This window comes from Bacillus sp. DX4.1 (genome assembly GCF_030348195.1).
Taxonomy (GTDB): Bacteria; Bacillota; Bacilli; order Bacillales; family Bacillaceae_G; genus Bacillus_A.
This window is the reverse complement of record NZ_JAUCFT010000007.1, coordinates 124006-146098: the sequence shown is the minus strand read 5'-3', so window position 1 is coordinate 146098 and position 22093 is coordinate 124006. Positions and strand designations below refer to the sequence as shown.

Below are 22093 nucleotides of genomic sequence, written 5' to 3'. Positions count from 1 at the left end.
ATAATTAACTAAACAAGCGATTATAAATTAAATAAAAATAATCAACTATCTAGACAAATGTAGCTTTGTAAAAAAGTTTGATCATTAAGGGAATATGAAATAAGCCCTAAATTTGTATAATTAAGTAAAGGGCGAGTTGATTTTGGAGGCGATTACATGGGTTCAAAAGAAACACCAGAAGAAAAAAGAGAACGCTTAAGACAAAACGAATTAAAAAATAACCCTACAGGTTCTCTGAATGATGGATTAAAGAGATCCGAAAATGGTAATTTAGTTGATTTAGTAGGTGGTATGGGTTGGAAAGGTACAGGTATATTAATTTTAGTGTTAATTTTAGGCTATATTACATACAATTACATTTTCAGTTAGAGGTGAAAGGCTCCTTAACATAATGCGGGTGTGTCCTTGGACAGTAACTCTTAAAAGGATTTTGGAGCACTGGCATACACAAGAGAACGAAAGCCCACCGTTGTTCAATAAGATTAAAAAGAGATTTAGTTACCAGTTCTATTTATAACAACTTCAGGAGTGCTTTGTAAGTTTTTTTACTTCCATAAACATTTTTAAGTTATATACAAAAACCATGCTTTGGCATCGTCTAAAGCATGGTAATTATTTAAACTAATATAAAACTGCTAAGTTGATTTTTTTAGCTCATCTATTTATTGAATTCATTAACTGGAAGAAGTATTCAGGTTTATGAGTCTTATTTAGGTTATACCATGAATGTAATGTATCTGGTGCAAATACATCTAATTTTTTCAGTACCTCCATCGCAAATTCCAGAGGGGCTACTCCTGATGCAGTAACCAAATTCTCACCAGATACCGCAGGTCCCATCTCATGAAATTTTTCTCCTTTATAATTAGGACAGACCATTTTAATATACTCTAAGTTATTGCTTGTATGCTTTCTAGAATCTAAGTATCCCATATTCGCGAGGCCCTCAGTTGCACCACAAATTGCAGCAACAATAGCGCCAAGCTTTAAAGCTTCGCCAATTTTTTTCAAGATAGGTTGATGAATATCTTCTCCCCAAGTAGTCCCTCCAGGTAAGACTAAAAGATCTTTACTCTCAAGAGTACATTCATCAAGAGAAATATCTGGTTGTATGCTCAGTCCTCCCATCGTAGTAATAATTTCCTTATTAGCTCCTACTGTAACTACTTTTAAAGGTGCTAAATCTTTTTTGAAATATCTTCCTGAGTTTAGTTCAGCAATTAAATATCCATATTCCCAGTCTGACATTGTATTAAATACATAAAGATAAACTTTTTTTGTTTGCATCCAATAACACTCCAATCACAATTGATATAGCCTATTATAATATAACTTCCCTGACAGCTAACGTCAGGGAAGTGATCATACTTGATGAAATTTTATTAATTCCGACAGAACTTCAATAAGTCTTTTCTTAAGACTTATTGGCTCAATAACTTGAATAGATTTACCGTACGGTAAAAGTAAATAAGGTACATATGCATGTATCATATCTTTTTCAAGAAGAAATACTGCTTGATTTGAAGTCCGTCCTTGTAAATAATGTCCTAAAAACCAATGTTGGCAAATATCATCCAACGTCCTTGTATTTCCATTAATAACTAAAGAAATAAGCCCTTCCTTATCTTCCATAGTTGGAAGGAGGTTTTTCATAAAAAAGTCACGTGCTGAAAAATTTTCTGGTCGGTTAAACTTACTTTCAGTTAGCATTAGACTTTCAATTCGATCCACTCTAAAACTACGGATATCATTCCTAAGATGACAAAATCCAATCACATACCACTTATTATTCCAATAAATAATTCTGTACGGATCAAACAATCTATACTTTGATTGCTCTTCGCCACTTTTATGGTATAGAATTTTTACAGAGTATCCGTCAGCTACGGCCTGCTCCAACTCCTTCAAGAAAGGTTCCATAGAGAGGGAACTTAATCGACTTATTACTTCAAGACTGGTTAAATGTTGGTTTATCTTTGTTTCCTGCTCTTGATTTGAATATTTGCTTAGCTTTGAAATAGCCCTATTTAGTGCTTCACCTCCATAATATCTGGCTTCTTCTGCAAAAACAGCAGCGTGAAATAGTGAGGTTTGCTCCTCAAAATCAAAAAAAAGAGGAGCTTCAATAAAATTGTTCAATAAAGTATATCCACCGTTATGCCCTGTGTCTGAAATTATAGGTACACCACTTGTTGAAAGTGTATCAATATAACGATACACAGTCCTTATATTCATCTCTAACTTTTCTGAAATTTGTTTTGCAGTAATTTTTTTACCTGAACTAAGCATCCACAGAATTGCTAGTATATTGTCAATTTTAGGCATATAAATCCACCTCTATATGGAATTTATTATCTATCATATAAGTTTATTTTCCTTAATTAGTAATAAGTAAATTTTACAGTATTTATTATTTAAATTTAACGGTTCTGTTGCAAAGTTTCCGAATTGGGGTGCAGTTCAACTCTGTGGGTTTTAGTCGTTTAAAAGGGCTTTTGGAACAGTCTATTTCACCTTCATATGTTGAATTATTCAGCAATCGCAATTACTTCGATTTCTACTAGCGCATCTTTCACTAAGCGTGATGCTTCCACACAGCTACGTGCTGGGAAGTCGCCTTCGAAATACTGTGCATATACTTCGTTCACTGCCGCAAAATCATTAAAATCGCTTAAAAATACTAATGTTTTCACAACTTTGTCTAAACTAGTACCAGCTGCTTCTAATACTGCTTGTAAGTTCTTAAATACTTGGTGTGTTTGCTCTTCTACTGTAGTGTATAGTTCGCTCGTTCCAGGAACAAATCCTAATTGTCCTGAAGTATATACCATCCCGTTAACTTTTATTGCTTGTGAATAAGGACCTAATGCTGCTGGTGCCTTCTCTGAAAATACTACTTTCTTTTCCATCTGAAATTCCTCCCCATATTCATTTGCTATACATATACATCCGACTTATTTCGCTACGTTCCCTGCTACATTCAATACATCCCATGTTCTAGCAAATGGTGGTGCGTAACAAAGGTCTAACATACCTAACTCTTCTGTTGTCATCTTCTTCGCAATCGCTGCTGCTAATACGTCGACACGTAACACAGCACCTTGCTTCCCGACGATTTGACCACCTAAAATCACTTTCGTATCTGCATCGTATACGAGCTTCACTAAAATATTTTCCTGACCTGGATAGTAGCTCGTTTGGTTTTTGTCACGAATAATGACAGTATGATAGCTGATACTTAATCGTTTCGCTTCTTCTTCTGAAATTCCAGTACGTCCAGCTTCTACATGCATGACTTTCACACATGCAGATCCTAACGTACCTGGGAATGAGTTGTTTAGTCCAGCTAAATTCTCCCCAACAATACGACCAATTTTATTCGCTGTTGTTGCTAGTGGAATATACACATGCTCGTCGCGTACAAGGTGATACACCGAAGCACAATCTCCAGCAGCATAAATATCCTCTACAGAAGTTCTTCCATGCTCATCAATCTTAATTGCACTGTTACGAAGCATATCAATTCCTGTATCTTGTAGGAATTGTGTATTTGGACGTACACCAGTTGCAATGACAACTACGTCTGCTCTGTAACTATCTTTGTCTGTTACTACTTCTTCTACTTTTTCTGTTCCGTTAAATGCTTTCACAGCTTCTTTTAAATGAATATGTACACCGTGTCCTCGTAACTCTTCCTCCATAACATCCGTAATTTCCTTGTCAAAGGAATTAGATAGCACACGATCAGCAAGTTGAATGAGGCGAACTTCTTTCCCTAATTCCTTCATCGCCTCCACTACTTCAATACCGATATACCCTGCGCCGATCACAACGATATGTTTGTTCTCTTCTTTCATTGCTACTTCTTTCAAGCCTAAACCGTCTTCCATACTCTTTAACGTAAACACGTTTTGGAGACGAACATTTTCGATTGGCGGGATTACTGCACTTGCTCCCGTTGCAACCATTAAACGATCATATGTATCTTCAAACTCTTCGTTCGTTGTAAGGTTTTTTACTCGTAATGTCTTCGACTCTGGTTGAATCGAAACAACTTCATGCTTATCTCTCACATCAATCCCAGTTTCACGGAATTTCTCTGCAGTTCTTGCTACCATCTCATTAGGATCTTGGAAGAAATCACCAACGAAATATGGTAACCCACATGCACCAAATGACACAACATCCGTTTTTTCATATACAACCACTTCGGCACCTGGCATGATACGTTTCGCTTTCGCGGCTGCGCTCATACCAGCTGCTACTCCACCGATGATGACAATTTTCATCTCTATTACTTCCTTTCATGAAGGAGAATAAAGTGAAACTTCCATCAGTGGGTGTTTTCTTCATCCCCCACTGATGGTTAGTTGAACGAATCGGGCTTTTACAGGCAGTTATCCCCCACCTATCTTCCTCGCTTTGCTCTGAATTTTGAGGTGGGGGTCTTACCGCCCGCGAATAGCGGGATAAAAGAAACGATGCGTTTTTTTATTCTCCATTATCTGTTCTATTTTCTTATGCAATATGCTGTTCTTCTACATCGATATCGTTATTGTTATACGTATCCATATTGATTTCTCCTAGTACTTTCGCTGATACGGCACCTGCTGTCATTGAACCACTTACGTTTAAAGCCGTACGTCCCATATCAATTAACGGCTCGATTGAAATTAAGAGACCAGCTAATCCTACAGGTAAATTCATAGAAGAAAGAACGATTAACGCCGCAAATGTTGCTCCTCCTCCGACACCAGCTACCCCAAAGGAACTGATCGCTACAATAACAACAAGTTGAATGAGAAACGCAGGATCTAACGGATTAATACCAACCGACGGTGCAATCATCACTGCTAACATTGCTGGATAAATTCCTGCGCAACCATTTTGACCAATGGAAGCTCCGAATGAAGCAGAGAAGTTAGCAACGCCATCGCTAATACCTAGCTTTTGTGTTTGCGCTTCGATGTTTAATGGAATAGAACCCGCACTAGTTCTTGATGTAAAAGCAAATGTTAATGTTGGTAATGCTTTTTTGAAAAACGTAATTGGATTTAAACCAACTAACGAAACTAATAATCCGTGAACGATAAACATTGCAGCAATTGCAACGTAGGATGCGATAACAAATGTAGATAAATTTAAAAGACCATCAACGTTTGTTTTAGCAATCGTATTTGTCATTAGTGCTAATACCCCGTATGGTGTTAAGCGTAAAATTAATGTTACGATACGCATAACAACTGCATACAGTGCATTGATAATTTTACTGAACATCTCTGCTTGTTCTGGTTTTTTTCGCTTTATTTGTAGTGCCGCTACCCCAACAAAAGCAGAGAAAATAACAACACCTAATGTCGATGTTGGACGGCCACCTGTCATATCTAAGAACGGATTTGTTGGAATAAATTGAAGTACCTTTTGTGGAATTGTTTGATCTTCTACTTCTGTTAATTTTTGCTCTAAAAGTTCACCTCTAGCAGCCTCAGCATCACCTGCTTGAATAGACTCTGCATTTAAATTAAATAAATTCGATGAAGCGATACCTACACCTGCTGAAATCATTGTCGTAAAAATTAACACTCCTATAATAAAACCTGACATCTTCCCTAAGCCTTTAGAAGACTTTAAATTCGTAATAGCTGAAATAATTGATACCATAATAAGTGGCATGACGATCATCTTTAAGAATCCTACATAACCGTCACCAACTAAATTAAACCAGTCTGTTGTTGTTTTAACGACGGATGAATTCCCGTCAAATGCAATCTGTAAAATGGTACCGAAGACGATGCCCATTCCTAACCCCGTAAATACCCGCTTTGTGAAGGAAACATACTTTTTCTGCATTCGATATAAAATACCTAACATGACTAACATGACAACCATATTGACTGCAATATATACTAGATTCATACATACTTCCTCCTTCTAACTTATAGATTGGTCGGAAAATACAATTTCAAATGAAATGTTTGCTGTATGATTATGGTTTATTCAGTAGGATGTACATGGACTCTACTGATTATTAATAACATCCACGGTGATACATCACTACTATTTTCTTTTATTAATCATCATCTCTAGCATGATCTTATCCATATTCGATGAACCTTCATTTCCTAATCGGCAAAAGTTCTCAATTGTTTTTTCAACATCTGCTTCGATAAATCCATCTGTAGCAGAGATACACATTCCTTGTGAGGCTAACAGTGCAGATTGTACAGCTGCGCTTGAACAAGTTGCTACTTTCATCGCACATCCTGCTTTTGCTCCGTCACAAATCATCCCTGCCACATTTCCAAGTGTATTTTGGATTGCATACTTTATCTTTTCAATATCTCCACCTAATAAATACGTAATAGCAGCCGATGCACTTGCACCAGCAACTGTTACACCGCAAAGCGCAGACAAACGTCCAAACTGATTTTTAATGTAAATCGCTAATAAATGACTTAACGTAACAGCACGAATTAGCTCTTCTTCCGAAGCATTTAATTTCTCACCTGCGGCTACTACAGGCATCGTTACGGCAATCCCTTGATTACCACTTCCTGAGTTAGCCATTACTGGCATTGTTGAACCGGCCATACGTGCATCTGAACCAGCAGCTGCTAATGCCATCGCATGAGTTGTTAAATCATCTGATAGAATTCCTTTCAATACATTTGCTTTTAATGTTTTTCCAACTTGTAAGCCATATTCATTCGACAAACCATCTAGTGCCACATTACGATTCAGTTCAATACTCTTTTTTACAAGTCCCAATTCCTTTACATCTACAGTCGTAACAAATTCATATATTTCTGGAATCGTTAGTTCATCACGTTCTTCTTCAGAAGTGGCAAAGTGTGTATTTCCACATCCATTCTTATAAACAAGCTCCCCATTCGCTTCTACTAATGCGATAAATGTGTGATTATCATGGATAATAGCCCTTGCATATCCCTCGTCTGTCGTAAACTTCACTTCAATGTATAGCTTTTTAGACGTATCTGCTAATTCTACAGACACTTTCCCCGCTTCTACTAAAGAGATTGCTTGTTCTTCATCTTCTTCTGAGATTCCGGCTAACACTTCTAAATCTTTTTTGCTATCTCCTGCTAACACCCCTAAAGCAGCAACAAAGTCAATTCCAGTAGCCTTCATTCCTGGTATACCAACCGCCATTGCATTTTTAATGACATTTGTACTTGCAAGTACTTCGATTGACTGTATGTCGCCCTTCATATAATCTCTTGCAGTAGCTGCGGCTAACGCAATCGACACTGGTTCTGTACACCCTAAAGCAACGACTAACTCTTTCTCTAACACACGTAACATACTATTCTTGTTCACAAATTGCCCCCCCTGTCTTTCAACTACCCCTCATGTGAAATGATGAGCAAGTTTTCGCAAAAAATTAATTGTTTTCATCTTTAATCTTCTGTAAATAACGGTATATAGTTGGCTCAGATGTTTTTAACATTTTCGCCACCTCACATACTCCACCTTTTAATAGAAATGTTCCTTGGTCATGTAAATCACGTACAACATTCATCTTTTCTTTCGCTGACAGCCTCTCCGGAGGCACGTCAAATGTTTCCATCGTTTGAATAATAATTGCAGATAGAACATCTTCCACTTTTCCATGCAATTGCTCAAATGCAAGTGTCTCTTCTTCCGCTTGTTTAGCCTCAACATTAACCATCTCATCAGAAAATGATAAAAACTGATCCATCATCTCTTTTACCTTTGCATAATGTGCCACATCAGCATTTACACATAGAATCCCCACTAATTCTTTCTTATCATTCTTAATGAAAAAGCTAGAGGAGCGAAAGACCTTTCCATCCTTATTTACTGCTTTGTAATTAGCGATAAAATCACGCGTTAAATATGTTTTTTCTTGAAGTACCTTTAACACTAAGTTTGTAGGCGCGTCCCCAATCTTACGACCAGTTATATGCCCGTTCTCAATAGCAATGACAGAACTTTCCGGCCTTGATAAATCGTGCAATACGACTTCACAATTTCTTCCCACTACCTTCGAAAGAAATGTAACGAACGGATAGTATTGCTGTAATAATGTTTCATTCTTCATCTTTCATTACTCCTATACCCCTGTACTAAATGTGATAATAATTTATCATCACGATAGTTTATTATCACAATTTAATAATATCACAATATGTAAGTGCTTACAAAACATTTTTGAACCCTTTTAACATTTTTTTCTATCCCTAGATATTTGCATTGCAAGCAAGCCGGTTCTGGTGCAAACACTCCAAGATTCCTGCAAGCAATCTCCTAAACTTGGACATACTGATAGTATGACTCTAAAAAGGTGTGTGATCAGTATGGAAAAGGAAAATGTATTCAAATGGAAGCATTACCAGTCTGTCCAAAAACAGAAAGAATTCATCCATCAATTATTTGGACTTGCAGTATAAGATACAATTCCATTAGGAATATATGCATTTTATTCTCTTTTTGCACCAAAACCTGTAACAAGGCTTTTTAAAGTTGTTTCATTTTAGATTTTTACAATTATGTTTATCCTCAAGAATGAATAATAAAATTGTTTAATTTTGTTCAATTAAAGCCTCCGTTAGCTTAAGTACAATTCTTCACAATCCCTCTTTCAAAGTAAGAAAAAAGCTACCCTATTTATATATTTTTATTTTATAAATGTATCGCACATCCATTTATAAAATTTTTCCTTCTCTTCAAATTGTGGATAATGAGCTGATTGCTCAAAAGCAATAAATTCTTTTTTATTGGCTTCAATCATATCAAAATATTTTTTTGCTGCATTAGATGAAGTATTATAGTCATATTTACCCATGATAAAATAGCACGGTAATTTAAGTTTTGTTACTATAGTAGGTAATGGATTTTTTAAATCTTCCTTTAACAAAATCTTTTGAGAATAGGATAACCCATAGTTATAACGGATTACATCTAATAAGTTATACTCACTACTGAATAACATACCTATGTTATTACCATCGGGGTTATCAATAAGTCTTGAAGACCCACCATATTTCATAACATAATTTCGTGGGGTATACGTATCGCCATTTTTGATTTTTTCAGTTAACCCTTGTAAATATAAAACATCATCCGTATTGCCAACATTTTGAGCCTGATTAATAACGTAGTTCAAACTGTCAATCTCGCTTTCTACTGTATCACTCATTTGTCCAATACCAATATATGCTTCATATTTTTCAGGAGCTTTATAGGCAGCTTGCATTCCAATATATGTACCATAAGAATGACCAATTAGTATTACCTTTTCTTTGCCAAGACGTTCTGATATATAATCCGTCATAGCTAATAAGTCCTCCACCAGTAAGTCTGATGAAAGATTAGAATAGTCCTCAAAAAAATGATATGATTTTCCACTTGCTCTTTGGTCGTAATGAACAACCGTAAATTTTGTTTCCAATAAATCTTGGTATTTATCAGCATACGGTATTTCCGGACATCCAGGTCCTCCATGTACAAAAATAATAACTGGATTATCCTTATCATTGCCACGTATCATAATTTCATGACCACTTCCATTTATCTCTACTTGTTCTAATGTACTTATACCGTTATCACCTTTTATATGCGGAGTCCATGTAGGGAAAAAAAGTGCTATGATTAGTAATATTATAATAATTACTCCGATACATTTTATTAATTTCTTTATATTTTTCATCTAATTCCTTTCTGCTTAATGCAATCCAAATATATGATTGATCAAAACATGCTCTTATTTAATGTGATGGATATTGATTATTTTTGAAATTCTTATTGCACTAAAGCGCCCATTTCTTGAAAAAGAAAATTAGAATATTATTTATTTTTTAATTCCATATGTTCTTCATTTTCTCCCAATTTTACAGTAAGTTTAATTGTTGTATCTTTATTTAATAATGCTCCACCTTCGCTACTACTATTACCTTTTAAAGTATCTTTATTTACGTCTTCTCCAACTTCATCAAAAATAAACACTGCATTATTTACTTCAAGACGGGTACAGTTTGCAAGTTGCAATGGATTTGAGCATGCATTTTTTTACCTCCTTTCTAAATTTCATTTCATATTTCATACTTCTACTCTACAAATGAAAGGTAATATACTGTAGTGCCGGTAAGTCATTAATAAGTCATAACTATTTTTAAAAAAAACGACAAATTATGACCATTGGCTAATATATATTACTTCTTTAAAAATAAGTGGCTATTGAAAAGTTATTGATGCCCTCTTTTATAGCGAAAATCTAAAAGACGATCCACCGTGGGATTTTGTGAATGATGGACCTTATGAATTGCCCATGGAGTAAACAAATTCAAAATAACGTTCCAGTTCGTTGCAATTAAAAAAGAGTGTAGACAAAGTCGATTTAACTTTGTCTACACTCTCTTACTTCAATGTTTCTTATCTTCTATAAGACTCTCTTCCATTGCTTTAATAATAGCAGAAGATCTGTTTTTTACATTTAATTTCGAATAAATGGTAGAAACATAATTTTTCACAGTTCCCACTGAAAGAAACATCTTTTCTGAAATTTCTTTATTGGATAATCCTTGAGTTAAACATTTTAAAACTTTTAATTCTTGATTATTTAAATCATATGGATGATTCATAGAGTTATGGTCAAGTTGTTCCGAGTGTTCGTTATTATTTGATTGCATCTGACCAAACACCTCTTTTGCTAATTGTTGAGGAATGAGGGAACCTCCGTGATACACCATTTTAATTCCCTGAACTAAAAATTCAGGATCAACAGCCTTTAATATATAACCCTCTGCACCAGCATTTAAGGCATTCAAAACGTGTGTAACATCTTGAAAAGTAGTAAGTATTATAACTTTTATATTGGGCCAACGTTTTTTAATTTCATCTGTCGCCTTTACACCATCCATCACCGGCATTTGAATATCCATTAAAAGAATATCAAGGTTTTCCCTTTCGCATAAAGCAATAGCCTTTTCTCCATTTTCCGCAGTTCCAACAATCTCAATGTCAGAAATACTTTCAATCACAATTTTTAAGCTTTTTCTTAAAATCTCTTGATCTTCAACTATTGCCGCTTTAATCATTATAATTACACTTCCTTTGCCATAGGTATGTTACACGTTATCCTCATACCATTATTCAATTTAGAATAAAAGTTAACTGTACCCGCTAATGCCGATATTCGATCTTTCATTGAGCGTAAGCCAAACCCTAAATTCAATTCATTACAACCATTTCCATTATCTTCAATAAGAACAATCAATTCTTCTTGTTTAAACGAAATATTTACTTTAATAACAGTTGCCTGACCATGTCTTTTCGCATTTGTAAGTCCTTCTTGTATACAACGAATAATGGCAAACTTTATCCTTTCACCGACTTTGGTCGCTTCCCCTTCGACATTCAGTTTTATATCCGTTGATGTATGTTTCATAAAATCAACAATCAATTCTTTCACCGATTCAACAAGCGTTTGATGATTCGTTGGCGACATCTGGTGAATTGTTTTTCTCACATCGTTCAATCCATTTCGTGCTAAATCTGAAATCTCTTTTATACTTTTTTCTGCTTCTTTTTTATCTGCCTGATATAGAAAAGGAAGGGCATCTAAACTTGTTATGACCGATGTGAAAATATGACCTACTGTATCATGCAAATCTTGTGAAACTCTATTTCGTTCTTCCTTAATCGTCAGTTCCTCAATCTTTTTTGAGTAATATTCCAAATCCCTGTTTTTTTCCTCAATAGAGGCAATTAACTCTTTATTAGCGTTATTGACAATGGTCATCCTTCCTAAACATAACCCAATACCATAAAAAATAGTTGTGTCAACAAACTTATCAGTGAAGAGATTGCCGGCCCATGTACCAGCTAAAAAAATTGAGATGTATAAGAAAGGTCCTAACCAAATTAACGGCTTAACTTGACAAGCATAAGCAACAGTAAGGATAGGCACGAATAAAAAACCGTAAGTCTCTGATATTTCATATTGACTCGATAAGTAAATAAACCAAGAACCCGTTAACAACACCTCGGCAATTAAATAATATTGGAATTTTATAAGCCCAGGCCGATAAAATAGATGGGGTATTATATAAGAACAACTAGCCCATAAAAGTAAAACCCACTTTTCCGAACCTGTCGTACTAACGAATATCGAGTAGCCATTAGAAGTGATCCATATCGTACGAATGAGAAATAGAAAATAGTCCAACCAATGCCATTTCCTTTGATCCATTACTGCTTTCATACTTTTATCCCCCCCATCTTCGACGTCTATACCATCATTCCTAAAACTACTTCACCATTTTCGAATCATGCCTGGAGAAGATAAATTGAACAAATTTATTGTCACTTAACACAATTTACGATTTCTTGTAATAACTTATCCATCATTCTCCTCCTTTTTACTAATACTGCCCTTATGTTAATTAAATTATCGGAATATCACATTTTTTATTATACATGAAATAAAAAAGATGGCATGAACTTCCATCATCCCATCGCTATTTTTAAACACCTTTATTATTCGTGAACAAATAAGTAAAAGGATGTCACATATTAGTTATGTACAATATGTGGCATCCCTTATTTTTTATGATTTTTTTTGATTTAGGTCTTGATAAACCTAATCCATCTACTTTTCGAGTCATTCCTGTTGATTTCATTTAGCTTCTTTCCCCCTTTTCATTATCTTTTGTACCCAATATAATTCTATTTTATTGTAACAAGCTTTCACCAAAGATTAAAAACATCACGATCCAGAAACTTGCTATTAAGCGTACGGCAACGATTCAAGGAATAACCCACCATATTTTAAAAATTTTCCAATCTGACTTTTGGTACAAGTCATTTAAGACACTTTCACCTTAGGGAAATCAGTAAATCGTCCGCCATCCCAATTGAGTACATTCTATTGATATATAACCGTACCAATAAACTGAATAATTAAATAAATTAGATGGTACAATATGAACATTGCAAGAGGAAGAGAATTACTTACACCAGATCAGAGACAAACTCTTATGCAAATTCCTGAAGATGAATGGATATTGGGAACCTACTACACTTTTTCCAACCGAGATTTATAAATCATAAATAAGCGAAGGAGAGAAGAAAATCGTTTGGGGTTTGCTGTTCAATTAGCCGTTCTTCGGTATCCCGGTTGGTCCTATACTCATATTAAAAATATCCCAGAATCCGTTATACATTACATAGCAAAACAAATTGGTACCACTCCATGCTGATGCAAATCCTCATTATGGAACAGAAAAAGGAACTACTATTTATCGATTTACAAGCGATCAATTCTCTTCCTACTACACAAAGATCATTCATACTAATTCAAGAGATGCGATTCATATTTTGGATGGTTTGTTACATCATGAAACTGATTTAAATATAGAAGAATATTTTACAGACACAGCTGGTTATCAATACCTTTTTATAAAAAAATTAGAATTAAAGTGTGTTCTTTCATTGTAGACATGTATTTAAGGAATGATTTAAAAATGACTAACGATTTAAAGTTTTACTGAAAGATAAGAGAAATAAAGTTTGAGGCTCGAATAAACAATAAATACATGTTGTTAAACAAATAATAAGAAAATAAAAAAGGAGTGGGTAATCCACTCCTTTTGTCACGACATGTCTTTGTTTTTTATCACGACTGTTTAAAAAGAATAAAGAAGAATTGATAAAGTCCTGCCGTGATCAACGGATTTACCTCCTAGATGTAGATGTTGCTTTGAAATAAAGTTTGATTAGAATCACCCTCTCAAACCGGTATTTTTCAATAAATAAAAAGAATCCACCTTGAAAAAAGATTGATCAAAATGGATTCTTTTTTAGCAAATTTAAGTTGGTTTTTATAAAAAAGCTTGATCATTTTCTACCTGAGTTACTCCACAATACTCTATAATTATTGTCTAACTTCTTTTTCTACATAATCTAGGTTTTAAAACTTAGATAACGATTAATTGGTGAATGAACCAACAATGGCTCTTATCAGCATGATGATATCAAATATCAAAAATATAAATGTCCAAGTAAAATTTCTTATAAAGAAAAATTTACTATAAGTGTCAATTTTATATTGTTTTCCTTCTTCATCAGTCACAATCTTAATACCTTCATCTTTTACAAAATATTTAGTAAAAAGATAGTTAATTAAAGCAGGTAAAAACATCAATGATAACATTACAAATCCAATTAATTTACTCAACAAACTTCCTAGTTCAATATTCATATCCATTCTCATACCCGCTAGAGCTATAACAGGTATATACCCCAAAAACAAGGCTAATGGAACTAAAAGACCTTTTCTTTTCCAAATAAATAACATAAAAATAATTCCTTCCCTCTTCTTTAAATAGTGCTATAAAGCTATTATTTTTTCTTCAAATCAATAAATTCTAAAGACGATAATGTTGTATCTTTGGGATCGGTATCTTTAAAAATTATAATTGCTTTTACATCTTCTATATTATCAACAGCATTTTCTAAAAGTAATACAATATAATAATTTTTAGAAATACGCGCTGTTTGTGTGTATTTTAATTTTCCTAATTCTTCTTTTGAAAGATTTTCATTAATTTTTGAAGATAAGCCCTCTTTAACTTGTTCATTCATAGTACCAAGTTCTTGAGAACCTCTTATACAGTTGCTGAGTTGTTCCGTTATGCCCGATGCCTCTGCATAACTTTCTGAAAGTTCTTCCGTCTGATTAGGAATCTCATAATACTTTTCGATATTTTTATACATAGTATTCTTATGGATTGGATTCTCTGCTGATATGTCTTCTGGTAATATAGACCCTATGTCAACTTTATCTTTATACTTATTCATCAATATATCATAATTCTTTTTATTTTTTTCTACCTTTATAATCTTAAACCGATTATTAAATTCATCTTTAGTTGTGAATTCATCTAAGTTTAAATGTCCTTTTTCATCTGGCTTAGCACTTATAGTAAGTGTTAAATATTTTCCATACGGTTCTTCTTTTTTATCATCAATAATTCCTTCTATTACGGTCTCATATCTATTTTCCTGCAATTTCTTTGTAGATATAGAGGAATAAGGAAAGATATAACCAACATCATTCTCACTAAACTTAGAAGCTACAGCATTATAGTTTATAAAACCATTACTACGTACAAATTTATTAATATCATCAGAAAGATCTGCGCTAGAAACTTTATTTTCTTTTGTACATCCTACCATTAATAGTAGACTAAAAAGAAAAAATCCAATCACTTTAACAATTTTTTTCATTATTCTACTCTCCTATATTTTTCCGTTTCAAATTCTAACTATGGACGTTGCCTCATTTTTCATTAATGAACCCTTTTTATACTTTTCTATTTTTTTATTATTCTCCTTTTTTATAGAAATGGTTCGAATTACAGGCAATAACCCATCCTATAATTATTAATGTTAAAGAAAATATCTTAATACACGCCCTATATATAATCTAAATCTTTAAGATAAATGACGGATAATGCCAAAATAACAGCACCAACTATCCCGAGAATCAAACCCTTATATTTTTGAAAAAACATCAAGTTACCCCTTTCGTACAAACAAAATATTCCATATATAAATAATACTAAATTATGGAATGTTTTTAAAGAATCAAAACGTTTTTATATTCAATTTATATATTTTGTTTCTTTTCTTAATAAAAATATCCCCATAGATAAGTAAATCCAAAGGGATAAAACGGTGCATCTTTTTTATAAACAGTTAATCTTTTTTCAAAACGGTTAAACTTTGTTATAAACGATTAAACTTTATTTCAAATCCACAGTAGAGTGCGGAAAAAGTGAAGTAAACAAAAAATAACTCCAAATCAACTTTTATTGTATATTTTAGATTCATATTACATTCAATGATGTAATATTCAGGGAATAAAAGCGAATTCTCAGGGGACATTTAGTCATTTGTAATTTTCGTTAATAACAATGTATGTTAACTGAATCTAGGTGGAGTGCAGGGCTGTTATTACTGTATGTAGAAATATAATTAATAATAGGTTCTTATATTATATATAAAGTATTGACAAAGAGATTGCTCGCTTCAAATATATGATTTCTGAACTTCAAGATAAATTGAAAGAAGCAACAGACCGAAAGATAGCTCACAGAGCATTAGACAAATTTTTAGCACTATTATTAATGCAACAAATACAAAAAACACTTCTATACCGTCCTTCAGGTCGTGATTGTTGTCTCCACCAGCAACTTGCTTCAAAAGTGCTTCTTTATATGCTCTTCTATGTTACCCTTGCCGTTCAACATATCATAAAAAGCATTCTTACCAATTCCAGCTCTCTCTGTACACAAATAATAAAGTTGTTAAAAAAATAATAAAGTCCTTTTAAAAATAAAATAGTTATTTAAAAAGACGGTCTGAATTGGAATTTTACACCATCTTTTCATTTGTATGCTATATAATAAAAGAGAGAATATTTCGATATTTCGTTAAGAAAAGGGCTGTATGCAGGAGGAGTTAATCAAATGTTAGGGTTACCCCGTGGTGAAGTTTTTTTAGTTCCTTGGACTGAGGAATGGGAAGTCGAATTTTTAAAAGAGAAACAACTAATTGAAAAACAAATTGGAGAATACATTTTGGCAATACACCATATTGGAAGTACTTCTATTCCACACTTGAGTGCAAAACCTATTATTGATATTGCGATTGAATTAAAGAATTTTGAAAATGGTGTGAAATGTATTGCTAAGTTAGAACAGTTAAATTATAAGTATAGAAAAGATGTATTACCTGAAAGATATTATTTTAATAAGGGAGAGCCGAGAACACATCAAATTCATATGTATGAAAAGGGTAATAAATATTTAATTGAACAATTGTGTTTTAGAGATTACTTAAAAAATAATAAAACTTCTCGGATTGAGTATGAACAGTTAAAGATTCAACTTTCACAGGCTAATCCCAATGATAAACATAAATATGCAGATGATAAAACAAACTTTGTTAAATCTATATTGGCTAAAATAAATAATTAAAAAAGGAGGCTATGTGTAACTATTCGCCTTCCGAAATTAAACAACTTTAATATTCTTAAAAAATCGTAAAGCGAAAGAAAAGCTAACCTTTTAAACATTTTTAGTAACCATCTATCAGCGTACAGATAAATGGTTACTTTATTTTTAAGAATATAATTAAACGACTTTATTATCTCTATATACTCTCCATTACAAATGAATTCTTTAATTCCCTAGACTCAATGAATACTCTTATATTTTCACCTGCGATTTTATTAATTTCACTCATTTAATTGGTCCTCCGGTATACATCATTAACCATGTAAATCACTTATCGTTTTGAAGCTATTTTAGAACTAATTCATGTCTCTTTATGTAATACATTAATTATATTTGTAGTTCATTATTTTTTAAATAGTAAACTAAATAAAACCTTTGTTTACTATTTTATTATGTGGGAACAACGACAAATTATTGTTTTAATTCAATTTTTATCCCTCGTATGTCTCAAATAACTTTTCCAAATACTCTAGATTTCCTTCTGCTATATATTGCTCAGCTTCTATCAAACGCGTTGCTAATTCAGCCTTTGTTAAACGCATATACTGTTTGTACACATTCTTTAAATTTCTGTCCGGCTTTAATTGCTCGAACTCATGAAAAGTATGTTTTTCATTTTCCCGATAGGGAAGATGCTTTCCTAGCTCTTTTTGTTTTTTCTTATAGCTCTTACTCTTTTCTTTATAATACGCATAGAGTTTTTCATGATTTCTAATAGTGTTAAAATGAATCCCTTTACCTTGTTCATCAAGTTCTTTTGTCTTTTTAGATACATTGTGCAAGGTAACTTCTTTGCCCTCCGTAAGGAGGGCATCTATTGCCTTTTTACCTAGTTCAAAAGAGTTAACCCTTCGTTTCTCGTAATCATTTTCTAAACCACCTTTACGGTTTTCTAATGATAATTCTTGGCTCATTTTCTTTATCTCTCCTATACTCCTCAATTAATGCTATTTCTTTCAATTCAACTTTCGCATCATGTATCGTTTTTTTTATTTTCAAAACTTCCAGTTTGTAACCTTTTTCCTGGTAATGATCCTTCGTTTTTTCTGCCCATTCTAGATAATCAAGTAATTCATGTTTTTGTTCTGGTTCAGGTATTTTAGTAGCGCACCCTACACATGCAAGTTTTGTTGGACAAATCTTGTTAGTAACACATGTACCCCCAACGGTTTTACTAAATGGTCCGCTGATCTCTCTTTGACGCTCAAAAAGGGCTTGTATCTCTTCTGGTTGTCTTAAAACTTCTTGCATCATATCAGTTGTAGTAGCCATGGAAGTATGAAAGTCGGACACAACATCGGCTACTTGGCTTTGGGTAGGTTGAGAGTAATATTTTGTAACGTCTAAATCCTTTTGATTAAGAATCATTGCCACGACATCAATCGGAAGTTCTTCTGCCTGTACTGCATGTGTTGCGAAACCGTGGCGTAATAAGTGCGGTTTCAATTTTACCAACTTCTTGTCTTGTGTTTCATAAATCAATCCAAAACAGATGAAGTTTAAAACACATGAAAAAGTCTTGTCTTTAAAATGTTTACTATGAAGCTGAAATAAGTAAGGTTGGTCTGGTCGTAATTCACCTTGTTTCTTCAAATAAAGAAAATCCACTATTGGAATTGAGCCTTTATAATGTTGATCTCTAAGGTAAAAAGCAATCTCATATATTAAATCAAAAGTATCCTTGGTCGTATAAAAAACTGCTAGCTTATCTCTTCCTTTCGGAATAGCTCTAAATATGTACGATGTTTTTACTTCATTTGTTTCGGGATCAGTGATATCTACCTGGTCTAAACACCCAAGGCCAAGATGAACTTGCGCCACTTCACCTAACCTTGCACCTGAAGACGTAAATATATCTAGTGCTGTCGCACCAAAGAGAGCTGTAATGTACAAAACCTCAACGTTCATTAAAATGCCATCGGCATATTTCTGAGAGCTAGTTATAAATTTACCTTGTGCTAAAATGCCTTTATGATTGGATTCGAAAGGCACATTAATCTTTTCTGAATCTGATTCCCTGTAACCGTACACCTTAAGTATTTTCAACTTTTCATTTATTTGTTCTGCACTTAAATATTGATGCCAAAATCCGATTAATTGATGTTCCAAAATAGGCAAAAACCAAAAACCTTCGGTTTCTTCTACTGGTTCACCAGTTTCATCATCTAATACTTCTGCTTTTAAAAACTCGACGAAGTATTCGTTATTTTCTTCTGAATAAGTAGCCCTTCGTGACTTTGCATTATTAATGGTTGCTGAAGTATAGTTATCACTATGATGGAGTACGAAAGACGGTTTATCCCATAATCGAAAAGAAAAAAGCTCTTTCGATCTATCTCCGCGTTCTTCGTTTTCGGTATAAGAAAATTCAAAAGGAAGAGTATATCCGTTATCTTGTACTAATTTTACAACCTCAAGATATTTCTGTCGCAAACGTCTAACTTGGTTTAAACGAAACCCACCTTCGGCACGAATTTTTATAAATTCTTTGGCAATTGCGTCCGTTTCAGACTTCCGTTTACTTTTGGCAGCTTTCATTGCTGATTTTCTAACATTAAAATCTCTACTGTCCAGGTACGTTCGAGGAAGTAAAAAAGGGGCGAACACTTCTTGTTGTTCCTTTGTCAACTTGGTCGAATACCACTTATGCACCTTTCTTAAAACACGTTTATACGCATTAAAGAAGCGGCTTTTCTTAGAATCTGAATGGGAGGGGAGAATTTCCCCCCGTAAGTAATCAGACAGATGTATATCCACATCAAAATCATTAACGCTTACTAATTTGAGTTCTTGAAAGAGCTCCTTGAGACCAAGATTTACATCACATAAAGTATTGTAAATAGTCTTAGGGTTCAAGTTTTTATTGGATTCTACCATCAACCCTAATGCTACATGGTTTGTAAAAAGATAACCACAAGCGTTATTTTTGAAGTAACCTAAATGCTCAGGGTTAACCTTCTCCCAAAGATAACCTCGTTCATCATGATAGGCAAGGATGTTGTCATCAACTTTTCCTTTTAAATCTCGATACCATAGTTTGCTTTCTAATTCATCAATCACATTTCCACACCCTTAGGCTTATTTATAGATTAACTATTCAATTCATTAATAAAACCCATCAAATCATGTTGTTTTTCAGACATTTGAGCGGTCTTATTTCGAGGTTCAACCAAAGGTTGTTTAGCCCTCTTACGAGGTTTTAGCTGATTTAAATACTCCTCCTGATCCTTTTTCATCTTTTCTAGCAATCTATCATGCTGCTCTACCACATAATCCTTTTCATCAACGTAGTGCTCATAGACTTTTATTGTGTCTGCTTTTTCGCTCCAATCCATATAAATTCGTAATCGTTCAATTGCCTTGTCCTGTTCTACTTTATCCTTGTATTTTTCGCGAATCATCCGAATGCTACGGGTCACGAACCAATGACGTGTTTTATGAATATTGATTTTTATTTCTGCTTTTCCCATGATGTTTACCCAATTTTTTAAAAAGGCATCATAAGTGTAGGGATTTCCATACTGATTAAGAAATATTGGGATTTCATCAGGCATGTCATTCATGTTTAAACCACTTTTATCAACTTTTTTTCTAGCACCATGGATATAACGATCAAGTAGTTTTAACGTGTCATTATCTACTTTCAAAAACTTTGTTCTTTTTCCATGGCTTCCCTTATTAAAGGTGGCAAACTCACCCTTATTGTACCTAGCACGATAGTCTCCAAATGTAAGTTTGATAACTTCTGTCGCTCTTGCCCCGGTTTGAAATAGTATTGTTGTAATAATCTCATCTCTAAGCTTCCATTTACTGTCCTTCCCAGCCTTATAAATCATAAAGGGGAGGTAAGGATCATCAATAATCTGAGGTTTCCACTCGCCATTTATGATCTTAAAAAAGGAGTCGGTTAATCTTCGAGCTCCTTTAGGTAAAGGTTCTTCTGTACCTGCCTCTTTAGGCATTCTAGGTTTTCCTTCTCTAACACCCTCTATTTGCGTTTCATACTCGTCTAAAATAGCATGTGCATCAATAAGTGGATTGGGATAAAGGTACATTTTCACATGTATCATGATTTTGTAGAAAGATTTTAAAGCACTTAACATCCTACTGACAGTATTAGGACTTTTATTTGTTAACTTTACATTGTAATACGTTTTGCTATCGCTTGTTGTAACCTTACAATGGGCTTTATGCATCAAAAAATCCTCTATGGCTATCCGTACAATGTGGAGTTCATCATCCCAATTTACAGTTCTTCCTTGATAATTACTGTCAATATGTAACCAGGTGAAAAAAGTATAGAGTGTTTTTAGATAGGACTCTGCGCTACTATCCGAAATTCTACCTAGCGCCTCTTTGTAAAAAACTGTAAAAGGTAAAAAAGGTCTATTATGTTTATCCAGCACAATCAATTTGAACTTCTTGGCTTTTACCCCTTCGGGGCATTTCACATGATAATAGTAACTGGTTTTCATCTTAGTTCAACCACCTTTAATCTTGTTCTAGCCAATTGTACAACGAGACTTTTCCTGTCCGTTGTTCGTCTAAAACCATCTCCTCATAGTCTCGCTGTGTTAAATCCACTAAACTCTTATTCTTTTCAATTGTAATTGGATCTGGTTTCCACTTCTTCGATTGAGCTGCTTTGAAAAACTTGAAATAATCATCAATGGGTCTGCTTTGCTGACGCATTATAAGACAAATCTCAAGTGCACGTTCCAATGGTAAAGAGGTGAGAACTTTATGTAATTCTTCCGAAGGGGATTCTAGATTGGCTATTTGAATACCCATTTGATTAATTCAGACTTGTTGTAATTGGTAGACGTTGGTGTACTTTTACTCTGGCTAGCTTTTTTTGGAGAGCCCGTTAGGGCTGCAACATCGCTTGCTGGTATCTTCCAACCTTCTTTACGGCTGTTTTGGATTGCACCTGGAAACATCCCATCTTTTATCTTTCTTTTTATAGTTTCTTCATTCTTGTAGCCCAAAAGGGATGTTACTTCTTTAACCGTAAAATACTTCTCCATATG

The 22093-nt window shown here is 33.9% G+C and carries 20 protein-coding genes and 3 pseudogenes; 4 read left to right on the top strand and 19 right to left on the bottom strand.

The features are described from left to right. Positions 1-156: 156 nt before the first annotated feature. On the top strand, positions 157-369 hold the full coding sequence (locus QUF99_RS02805; protein WP_289368552.1) for a DUF6366 family protein: 213 nt from the start codon (positions 157-159) through the stop codon (positions 367-369). Positions 370-654: 285 nt separating this feature from the next. Here QUF99_RS02805 and QUF99_RS02800 read toward each other — a convergent pair whose 3' ends face one another. The 11 genes from QUF99_RS02800 to QUF99_RS02750 form a co-directional block, all read right to left on the bottom strand. Continuing rightward, positions 655-1287: a type 1 glutamine amidotransferase family protein gene (locus tag QUF99_RS02800; RefSeq protein WP_289368551.1), complete on the bottom strand. Its 633-nt coding sequence runs from the start codon at positions 1285-1287 to the stop codon at positions 655-657. 75 nt (positions 1288-1362) lie between these two features. Next, positions 1363-2325 carry a helix-turn-helix transcriptional regulator gene (locus tag QUF99_RS02795; protein WP_289368550.1) on the bottom strand — a complete coding sequence of 321 codons (963 nt, stop codon included), beginning with the start codon at positions 2323-2325 and terminating at the stop codon, positions 1363-1365. A gap of 203 nt (positions 2326-2528) precedes the next feature. Beyond that, a complete protein-coding gene (locus QUF99_RS02790; protein ID WP_289368549.1) occupies positions 2529-2909 on the bottom strand; it encodes a RidA family protein in 381 nt (126 codons plus the stop codon). Between the two features lie 45 nt (positions 2910-2954). Next, positions 2955-4289, bottom strand: coding sequence for a CoA-disulfide reductase (locus QUF99_RS02785; protein ID WP_289368548.1), 1335 nt, complete (start codon positions 4287-4289; stop codon positions 2955-2957). 229 nt (positions 4290-4518) lie between these two features. Further along, positions 4519-5916: an L-cystine transporter gene (locus tag QUF99_RS02780; protein WP_289368547.1), complete on the bottom strand. Its 1398-nt coding sequence runs from the start codon at positions 5914-5916 to the stop codon at positions 4519-4521. Between the two features lie 141 nt (positions 5917-6057). After that, the gene (locus tag QUF99_RS02775) at positions 6058-7338 is read right to left on the bottom strand and encodes an L-cysteine desulfidase family protein (RefSeq protein WP_289368546.1); all 1281 of its coding nucleotides are present in this window, start codon (positions 7336-7338) and stop codon (positions 6058-6060) included. A gap of 64 nt (positions 7339-7402) precedes the next feature. Beyond that, positions 7403-8083, bottom strand: coding sequence for a helix-turn-helix transcriptional regulator (locus tag QUF99_RS02770; protein WP_289368545.1), 681 nt, complete (start codon positions 8081-8083; stop codon positions 7403-7405). A gap of 576 nt (positions 8084-8659) precedes the next feature. After that, positions 8660-9691 carry an alpha/beta hydrolase gene (locus QUF99_RS02765; protein WP_289368544.1) on the bottom strand — a complete coding sequence of 344 codons (1032 nt, stop codon included), beginning with the start codon at positions 9689-9691 and terminating at the stop codon, positions 8660-8662. A 137-nt stretch (positions 9692-9828) separates the two neighbouring features. Next, positions 9829-10029 carry a hypothetical protein gene (locus QUF99_RS02760; RefSeq protein WP_289368543.1) on the bottom strand — a complete coding sequence of 67 codons (201 nt, stop codon included), beginning with the start codon at positions 10027-10029 and terminating at the stop codon, positions 9829-9831. Positions 10030-10403: 374 nt separating this feature from the next. Then, a complete protein-coding gene (locus QUF99_RS02755; protein ID WP_289368542.1) occupies positions 10404-11078 on the bottom strand; it encodes a response regulator transcription factor in 675 nt (224 codons plus the stop codon). A gap of 5 nt (positions 11079-11083) precedes the next feature. After that, entirely contained in the window at positions 11084-12244 is a 1161-nt protein-coding gene (locus QUF99_RS02750) for a sensor histidine kinase (RefSeq protein ID WP_289368541.1), read from the bottom strand. Between the two features lie 721 nt (positions 12245-12965). On the opposite strand from QUF99_RS02750, the pseudogene QUF99_RS02745 reads away from it, so the two are divergent. Both QUF99_RS02745 and QUF99_RS02740 read left to right on the top strand, forming a co-directional pair. Then, positions 12966-13235 (top strand): annotated as a pseudogene (locus QUF99_RS02745) (DUF4158 domain-containing protein); the annotation flags it as partial. Continuing rightward, positions 13231-13428 (top strand): annotated as a pseudogene (locus QUF99_RS02740) (Tn3 family transposase); the annotation flags it as partial. The pseudogenes QUF99_RS02745 and QUF99_RS02740, both read left to right, overlap by 5 nt. Before the next feature lie 541 nt (positions 13429-13969). Here QUF99_RS02740 and QUF99_RS02735 read toward each other — a convergent pair. The 3 genes and pseudogenes from QUF99_RS02735 to QUF99_RS28455 form a co-directional block, all read right to left on the bottom strand. Next, positions 13970-14338: a hypothetical protein gene (locus QUF99_RS02735; protein ID WP_289368540.1), complete on the bottom strand. Its 369-nt coding sequence runs from the start codon at positions 14336-14338 to the stop codon at positions 13970-13972. A 44-nt stretch (positions 14339-14382) separates the two neighbouring features. Beyond that, positions 14383-15270, bottom strand: coding sequence for a hypothetical protein (locus QUF99_RS02730; RefSeq protein ID WP_016114242.1), 888 nt, complete (start codon positions 15268-15270; stop codon positions 14383-14385). 97 nt (positions 15271-15367) lie between these two features. Then, positions 15368-15557: pseudogene (locus QUF99_RS28455) on the bottom strand (hypothetical protein). Between the two features lie 957 nt (positions 15558-16514). Between QUF99_RS28455 and QUF99_RS02725 the strand changes: the two are divergent. Next, positions 16515-17024, top strand: a complete 510-nt coding sequence (locus QUF99_RS02725) for a GrpB family protein (protein ID WP_289368539.1) — start codon at positions 16515-16517, stop codon at positions 17022-17024. A 470-nt stretch (positions 17025-17494) separates the two neighbouring features. Here QUF99_RS02725 and QUF99_RS02720 read toward each other — a convergent pair whose 3' ends face one another. The 5 genes from QUF99_RS02720 to QUF99_RS02700 are packed head-to-tail and all read right to left on the bottom strand — an operon-like array spanning position 17495 to position 22090. Then, complete coding sequence (locus QUF99_RS02720; protein WP_289368538.1) at positions 17495-17977, bottom strand: hypothetical protein; 483 nt, start codon at positions 17975-17977, stop codon at positions 17495-17497. Continuing rightward, positions 17946-20123, bottom strand: a complete 2178-nt coding sequence (locus tag QUF99_RS02715) for a site-specific integrase (protein WP_289368537.1) — start codon at positions 20121-20123, stop codon at positions 17946-17948. The genes QUF99_RS02720 and QUF99_RS02715 overlap by 32 nt, the downstream gene beginning before the upstream one ends. Positions 20124-20152: 29 nt before the next feature. Further along, positions 20153-21538 carry a tyrosine-type recombinase/integrase gene (locus QUF99_RS02710; protein WP_289368536.1) on the bottom strand — a complete coding sequence of 462 codons (1386 nt, stop codon included), beginning with the start codon at positions 21536-21538 and terminating at the stop codon, positions 20153-20155. Positions 21539-21554: 16 nt separating this feature from the next. Next, on the bottom strand, positions 21555-21854 hold the full coding sequence (locus QUF99_RS02705) for a hypothetical protein (protein ID WP_289368535.1): 300 nt from the start codon (positions 21852-21854) through the stop codon (positions 21555-21557). Further along, a complete protein-coding gene (locus QUF99_RS02700) occupies positions 21839-22090 on the bottom strand; it encodes a helix-turn-helix transcriptional regulator (RefSeq protein WP_289368534.1) in 252 nt (83 codons plus the stop codon). The genes QUF99_RS02705 and QUF99_RS02700 overlap by 16 nt, the downstream gene beginning before the upstream one ends. Between the last annotated feature and the right edge of the window lie 3 nt (positions 22091-22093).